Source organism: Actinomycetes bacterium, from assembly GCA_036510875.1.
Taxonomy (GTDB): domain Bacteria; phylum Actinomycetota; class Actinomycetes; order Prado026; family Prado026; genus DATCDE01.
This window is the reverse complement of record DATCDE010000055.1, coordinates 1-5,832: the sequence shown is the minus strand read 5'-3', so window position 1 is coordinate 5,832 and position 5,832 is coordinate 1. Positions and strand designations below refer to the sequence as shown.

Genomic DNA, 5,832 nt, shown 5'->3' with positions numbered 1-5,832 from the left:
GAGGACGAGGCGGGAGAACTGCTGGAAGACGGCGACCTCTTCGGTGCAGGGCGAGAGGAGGTCCTCGGCGAGGTTGGCGCGTCCGGCGTCGTCGAGGTTCTTCCCTCGGGTGGCCATGATCCGGTCGCGGTACTCCGCGGTGGCCTGGACCGGGTCGATGCGCGAGACGCTGATCCGGTCGACGGCGCCGTGGAGGGTTTCGTCGAGGTGGGCGGCGGGGTCGGTCGTGGCCAGGTGGACGTCGTGACCACGGTGGGCGAGAGCGACGGCGATGGCGCTGGCGATGGTTGTCTTGCCGACGCCGCCCTTGCCCATGCACAGCACGACACCATGGCCGGCGGACTCGATCTGGTCCACCAGGCTGGCCAGGCAGTGCCCGGTCAGGTCAATCTCGACGGGAGGCCTGGCCGATCCCGCGCTCACCGAGTCCGACGACCACGTCCTGTTCGACACCGCCCCCACCGGGCGGGTGATCACCTGCGAGTAGGGCTTCGAGCTACCCCCGCCCCACCACAGGTGGCGAGCCCCTCAGCAAGGTGTCCGCGGATTGACCGCGGCGTCGTTGAGGTCGGACCGATGGGAGCTGTCGTGATGCTCGAACGCCGGATGTGGCCATCTGTGATCTCTGCGCCTGGCCATCGGGCTTCCCTCAATCGTAAGATTGTGACTGCCACCGAACTCGGCGAGGGCTTGCACAACGGGAGATGGTGCGTCATGCCCAGCGAGGATCTTGCGCCCACCCCTACGGCGACACTGCGGCGGCGCAGCGTTGGGAACCTGTTGCGGATGGGTCACTGCGCGCCGACGGTGATGAAGACCCTGCTGGATGCTTCGGGTTCGACCGCGCGATGGCCAGTCATGCTGACGGCGGGGCTGCCGGGTGGCATCGGCAACACAGGCGGTGAATGCGGCGGGCTGACGGCGCCCTTGGTGCTGCTCGGCCTCGAACACGGCCGAGGAGAAACCGACGACGGGTTGCCAGTTGTCGTCGACGCGGGCCAAGACTTGCTGGCTCGGTTCGCCGATGCGCAGGGCACGACCCAATGTCGAGAGATCAGGGGCACGAGCCGGGTGCCGTTGCGCTGCATCGGCGTGGTGCGTGAGGCACCGGTGACGTGCGCAGCGTGCCTTGGCGCACCGGTGGCAGGAGCCATTGCGCCGGAGGCCCGGGCGGCATACCGGATGCTGTACGAGCACTGGAATCAGCGCGGGTTCCATTGCGCCGACGCCGTGTTAGGCGACTCTGGGACGTCGCCGGCGCCCGATGCGGAACTCAGAGATGCCGTCACGGCCTTCATGGGAGGGACCCTCTTCACCGGCATGACGTGCAGCGCATTGACCGCCGGCGTGATGGCACTGGGCCTGGCGATGGGCGAGATCGAGAACAGCCACGTCCGTGTGGCATGGATGATCGCGACGATGGCGGTGGGCGGGGACGCCATGGTGGACGGGATCAACGCGTTCAATCGAGTCATGAACCTCGGCCACGAGCTGAGCGAGTGGTTCGAAGCGGAGTTCGGCAGTACCCAGTGCCGGGCGTTGACCCGATGCGACTTCGCCTCGACGGCGGACGTGGTCGATTACATCGATCGCGACGGGACGGCCGACTGTGCCCGTCTTGCACGACGCGTTGCCGAGCGTGTCTCGGACATGGTCGAGCGCGCCTCGGCGGCCTCGCACCACGACGGCCGGGCCTGACCTGATGAACGGCTCAGGCTCCGATCACGTGCTGGTGGTTTACGCCCACCCCAACCCACAGTCCTTCACCCACGCCGTCCTCGATCAAATCGTGCGGGGCCTAGCCGACGCGGGTCACTCGTACGAAGTCCTCGACCTCTACGCCATCGGGTTCAACCCGGTGTTTTCGCAACACGACTCCATCCAGTTCATCCACCACACCTCCCCGGGGGGGACCGTCGACCGCGACACCCTCGAGCGCATACTCATCGACGGAGCAGGGAACCCGCTCAAACGACTCATGGCCAAGCGATGGGTGAAGGACAAGAGCATCGCCGACATCGTCGAGCTGTTCGAGTCGAACCAGCCAGCTGACGTTCGGGCACACCAGGCGAAGGTGGCGCGGGCCCAGGGCCTGATCTTCGTTGCCCCGGTGTTCTGGATGGGCTTCCCTGCCATCCTCAAGGGTTGGCTCGAACGCGTCTTCGCCTACGGGTTCGCCTACACCCTGACGGCCGAGGGGTGGGCAGGCCAACTCCACGGGCGCGTGCCCCTGCTGAACCAGCGCAAGGGCCTGATCGTCACCCCCACGTTCTTCACCGAAGCCGAGTACGACACCGGCTGGCGGGCCGCCATGGACACGATCCTCTGTGACTGGAACCTCAAGATGGCGGGCGTCAAGGAGGCCACCCACGTCTACCTGTACGCGGTGAACGCCGTCGATCCCGAGAAGCGCAAGGAGTACCTAGAACGCGCCTACGTCCTCGGGCGGGAGTTCTGACCCACGCCATCGATCCGGCGAGCGCTCTCGTCTCCACGAGCCCACCGACGCCTGCACGGCGGATCGGACTGATCCCGTCCGTCGAGCACGAAGCCACCTACTACCGTAACAACCCCGCGACGACTACCGTCGCCGCGTCAGGTGCGAGCCTCCACTGAACCCGGGGCGAGACAGAACGCCGTCGAGGTGCTCGAGGGGGCACCGCTCCGGGCGTTCGAGATCGATCCCGGCCGGTGATGGCACCAAATGAACAGGCCGGTTGTCGGCACGTGGAGTATTGAGGACATGAGGGATGTTCGTGCGATGAGCGGAGCGCCGGCCGCGGTGTGCGTCGGTGTGGGTGCGACGTTGGTGATGGATGCGTCGATGGTCGCGGCGAGCCGCCTGGCCCCAGCGGTGCTGGCCACCGAGAAGCTCGACGTGAACCTCATCGGGCGGTGGGTGGGGGGACTCGGGCGGGGTCCCAGACGGGGCGAGGACATCACGGGCGCTCCGGCCGTCCCCGGCGAGGTCGCACTCGGCCTGGCCACTCACTATCTGACGGGGATCGCCCTCACCCAGGTGTACTTCTCTTCTCTGGAACGATTGGGCCTTGAGCCGGGCCCGGTCAAGGCCACCGCCTTCGGTCTGGTGACCGGTGTGTTGCCGTTGATGGTCATGTTCCCCTCGATGGGCTACGGCTTCTGGGGTCGGCGCAGCGGTGACGCGCGGCGCATGAGTTCAGTGATGCTGCTCGGGCACACCGCGTTCGGCGCCGGGATCGGGCTGTGGACCCTCGCCTACCAGACCCAGGGGATGAATCCCCGCGGCGCCGCCAGCCGGTACTCCGCGTAGTCGGGATGTTCCTCGACCAGCATCGAACACAACCCGCGTTGTTCGCCTCCAACGTGAGCGCGAAACCCCGGCCTGGTCGCCGGCCGGTGCGGCGTCGCCGCTGCTACCTGCCGCCCGGCACCGTGCCACCCGGCCTGACTGCGGTCCGGACTTGACCAGCATGGCGTGGTGCTCCGTAGAGATCCCCGGAGCACCACCATGGCGCCCATCATCACGGCAAGGGCAGCTTCGCTGGCCGGAGTGCCCCGCCTCGGAGGTGGCACGACGAACTAGAACTCCAATGCCCGAAGGCACGTCTGATGCCGCCTCGCGGCAATGGCGGAAGCTGACCCCTACCGACCTTGGGATCAGCCCCCTAACCCCATGGTCAAGCGCGCGGAGACTGCGACCTGTGGTCCAGCGCGGGTACCACCGCGATGAACCAGCCCGTGCCAACAGTAAGTATCGGGATCATGTCGGCGAAGCCACCGCTGCCCTTCAGTACGACCGCGGTCCCGATCCAGATCGCCGCCCAGACCAGCGCCGCGCTCCACAAGTAGCGGACCTGTGCACCAGACCTCTTCATGGTTTCACCTCAGGTACAACTGGAGCGACCTCACCATCGTTCGACGCCGAAGAATGGCTCTCGTGAGTTGCTACTGGAACCGAGCAGTATCCGGCAGGTGCGGGTCCCGTCAGTCTGAACGGGCCGCCGTCGCCCGTGTGGGCTACCGGCGGCGGCTGACCTCCTGGTCGATCTCGGCTTCGGTGATTGGGCGCCGCCAGAAGACGTCCCACGCGTGCAGCGCGAGGAGGATGCCCCAACCTGCCATCACCCATCCGGGCCAGAAGTACCCGGCACCCGTGACGAACCACACGAAGACGAGGAAGGCGTTGATCACGACGTACGAGACGACGTCGGAGACGATCTTGCGGCGGGAGTCCAGACGCTTGCGGGCCTCGACGCGCTCGACAGCGACCGGGTCTGTGACCGCAGCGGCTGGGTGCCCGGATGTCGGGTCAGAGTTCAGGAACGGTGTGGGTACGGACATGACGCACCTCCTTGGTAGTCATGCCAATTCTCTCACCGGAGCCCTCCTCATGCTCTCGGAGACCGGCGGCCAGACGGACGCTGGGAGTGCCCAATCCGCAAGAGCAGCGGCGCTCTCCGGGCGGTAGAATTGTTGGGTCCACTCGGGACGGATCGGAGGACGATCATGAACCTCCAGAAGAGGGACCTCGTCGCAACCGGCTTGGTGGCTGCCGCCGGGGTGATCTATCTGCTGTGGCTCCTTGACACCACGCCTACGGGTATAACCGACGTCCGGGCAACTGGGGCCGTCATCCTCGCGCTTGGCTTCGCGGCATCCGCCACGGCGGTCGTGCCCACCTTCGGCCAACTCCTCCACGGCAACAAGGCGTACCTCGCGGTGACCTCACTCCTCGGCCTGTTGGCCCTGATCGCCGGCGTGGTGATGCTCGTCGCCTCGAGCCAAACAGGACTGGCCGTCGTGATGCTCGCGATGATCACGATGTGGCTGATCGCCACGATCCATCACAGCCTTCTCGCCAAGACCCCCACGCCGCCGTCGGCGGCTCCGGTAGGCGAGACCGGGAGGCCACGGACCACGGTTTGACGGCCGGCCAGCCACCCGCGCCATAGCTCCATTGCCTTCCTCGCCATTCCTGCCATTAGCGTGCGCCGCAGAGGGTGCATGCGATGCACCGCTAGGACACGGATCTTGCTAGACCATGCGGGGCGGGCGAGCAAGGTCGGTCTTGGCCTGCTGCACGATGCCGTACCCGCAGATCATGCAGATCGTGCAGTACGTCAGTGTCGTGTCGACTTCGGCGTCACATTCCGGGCGAGCGGATGACATTCCTCGGAGGAGACGGCCTGCCGGTGCGCCTACGGGCGTGCACCTCGGTCGATGCGTGCGACGCCGCTGATTCGGAGGTCGATCGTCTGCTCCACGCCGGTCACGAACCCGGTCAGATCGCCGTGATCACGACGTCGCACCGGCACTCGTTGCACCGCAGCATCGAGGAGGAGCTCGGCAAGGACGGCTGCTAGGACGGCTTCTGGATGTCCTCGTCGACCGCTGGATTCTACGATCCGGACGATAACGGCGGATGAGCCAGCGCGACCTGTCTGACCGCCGCTGCGGTGGCTGTGTCAGGCCACGTGGGAGCTGGTATTCGTGAGTTCGCTCAGGCGCACCTCGCCGATCGGTTCGGCGGCGAGCAGAGGGATGATCGCGACCCGCGGGGAGATGTTCTCGACCTCGGCCATCTGCTCGAGCTCCGCGGCGGCGCGCTGTTGCAGGAACGGTGACTGGGGCCTGGCGGCGGCGACGGAGTTGTTGACCACCCAGGCCCAGGGTGTGATGCCGGCGCGGCGCAGGTCGTCCTGGAGGACTCGTGCCTCGATGACCGGTGTCGGCTCGGGCAGGGTCACGAGGACGACCTTCGTGTGGTCCGGGTCCCGCAACACCATCAGCGGCGTCCGGTAGTGCATGGTCTCGCCCATCTGACGCACCACGTCGCGGTGGTAGGAGCCG

The 5,832-nt window shown here is 66.8% G+C and carries 7 protein-coding genes and 1 pseudogene; 4 read left to right on the top strand and 4 right to left on the bottom strand.

Annotation, left to right across the window (positions count from 1 at the left end; genetic code table 11):
- Window positions 1–369: pseudogene (locus tag VIM19_03155) on the bottom strand (ArsA-related P-loop ATPase).
- A 294-nt stretch (window positions 370–663) separates the two neighbouring features.
- Here VIM19_03155 and VIM19_03150 point away from each other — a divergent pair.
- The 3 genes from VIM19_03150 to VIM19_03140 all read left to right on the top strand — a co-directional run bounded on the left by VIM19_03150 (window position 664) and on the right by VIM19_03140 (window position 3,292).
- On the top strand, window positions 664–1,698 hold the full coding sequence (locus VIM19_03150) for a C-GCAxxG-C-C family protein (GenBank protein HEY5183907.1): 1,035 nt from the start codon (window positions 664–666) through the stop codon (window positions 1,696–1,698).
- Between the two features lie 4 nt (window positions 1,699–1,702).
- Complete coding sequence (locus VIM19_03145; protein HEY5183906.1) at window positions 1,703–2,458, top strand: NAD(P)H-dependent oxidoreductase; 756 nt, start codon at window positions 1,703–1,705, stop codon at window positions 2,456–2,458.
- A 303-nt stretch (window positions 2,459–2,761) separates the two neighbouring features.
- Complete coding sequence (locus VIM19_03140; GenBank protein ID HEY5183905.1) at window positions 2,762–3,292, top strand: DUF2938 family protein; 531 nt, start codon at window positions 2,762–2,764, stop codon at window positions 3,290–3,292.
- A gap of 367 nt (window positions 3,293–3,659) precedes the next feature.
- Here the strand turns inward: VIM19_03140 and VIM19_03135 are convergent, their stop codons facing one another.
- Window positions 3,660–3,857 (bottom strand): hypothetical protein, encoded by a 198-nt coding sequence (locus VIM19_03135; protein ID HEY5183904.1) that lies wholly within the window; start codon window positions 3,855–3,857, stop codon window positions 3,660–3,662.
- Between the two features lie 142 nt (window positions 3,858–3,999).
- Window positions 4,000–4,323, bottom strand: a complete 324-nt coding sequence (locus VIM19_03130) for a 2TM domain-containing protein (GenBank protein HEY5183903.1) — start codon at window positions 4,321–4,323, stop codon at window positions 4,000–4,002.
- Window positions 4,324–4,527: 204 nt separating this feature from the next.
- Between VIM19_03130 and VIM19_03125 the strand changes: the two genes are divergently transcribed.
- The gene (locus VIM19_03125; GenBank protein HEY5183902.1) at window positions 4,528–4,908 is read left to right on the top strand and encodes a hypothetical protein; all 381 of its coding nucleotides are present in this window, start codon (window positions 4,528–4,530) and stop codon (window positions 4,906–4,908) included.
- Window positions 4,909–5,447: 539 nt separating this feature from the next.
- On the opposite strand, the gene VIM19_03120 is transcribed toward VIM19_03125, so the two are convergent.
- Window positions 5,448–5,832: ArsA-related P-loop ATPase (locus VIM19_03120; GenBank protein ID HEY5183901.1), on the bottom strand; the 385-nt coding region annotated here is incomplete at its 5' end.

Excerpts from the sequence above, each read along its gene's own strand:
- VIM19_03145 (HEY5183906.1), top strand. The coding sequence starts at position 1,703 with ATGAACGGCTCAGGCTCCGATCACGTGCTGGTGGTTTACGCCCACCCC.
- VIM19_03130 (HEY5183903.1), bottom strand. The coding sequence starts at position 4,323 with ATGTCCGTACCCACACCGTTCCTGAACTCTGACCCGACATCCGGGCAC.
- VIM19_03140 (HEY5183905.1), top strand. The coding sequence starts at position 2,762 with ATGAGCGGAGCGCCGGCCGCGGTGTGCGTCGGTGTGGGTGCGACGTTG.
- VIM19_03135 (HEY5183904.1), bottom strand. The coding sequence starts at position 3,857 with ATGAAGAGGTCTGGTGCACAGGTCCGCTACTTGTGGAGCGCGGCGCTG.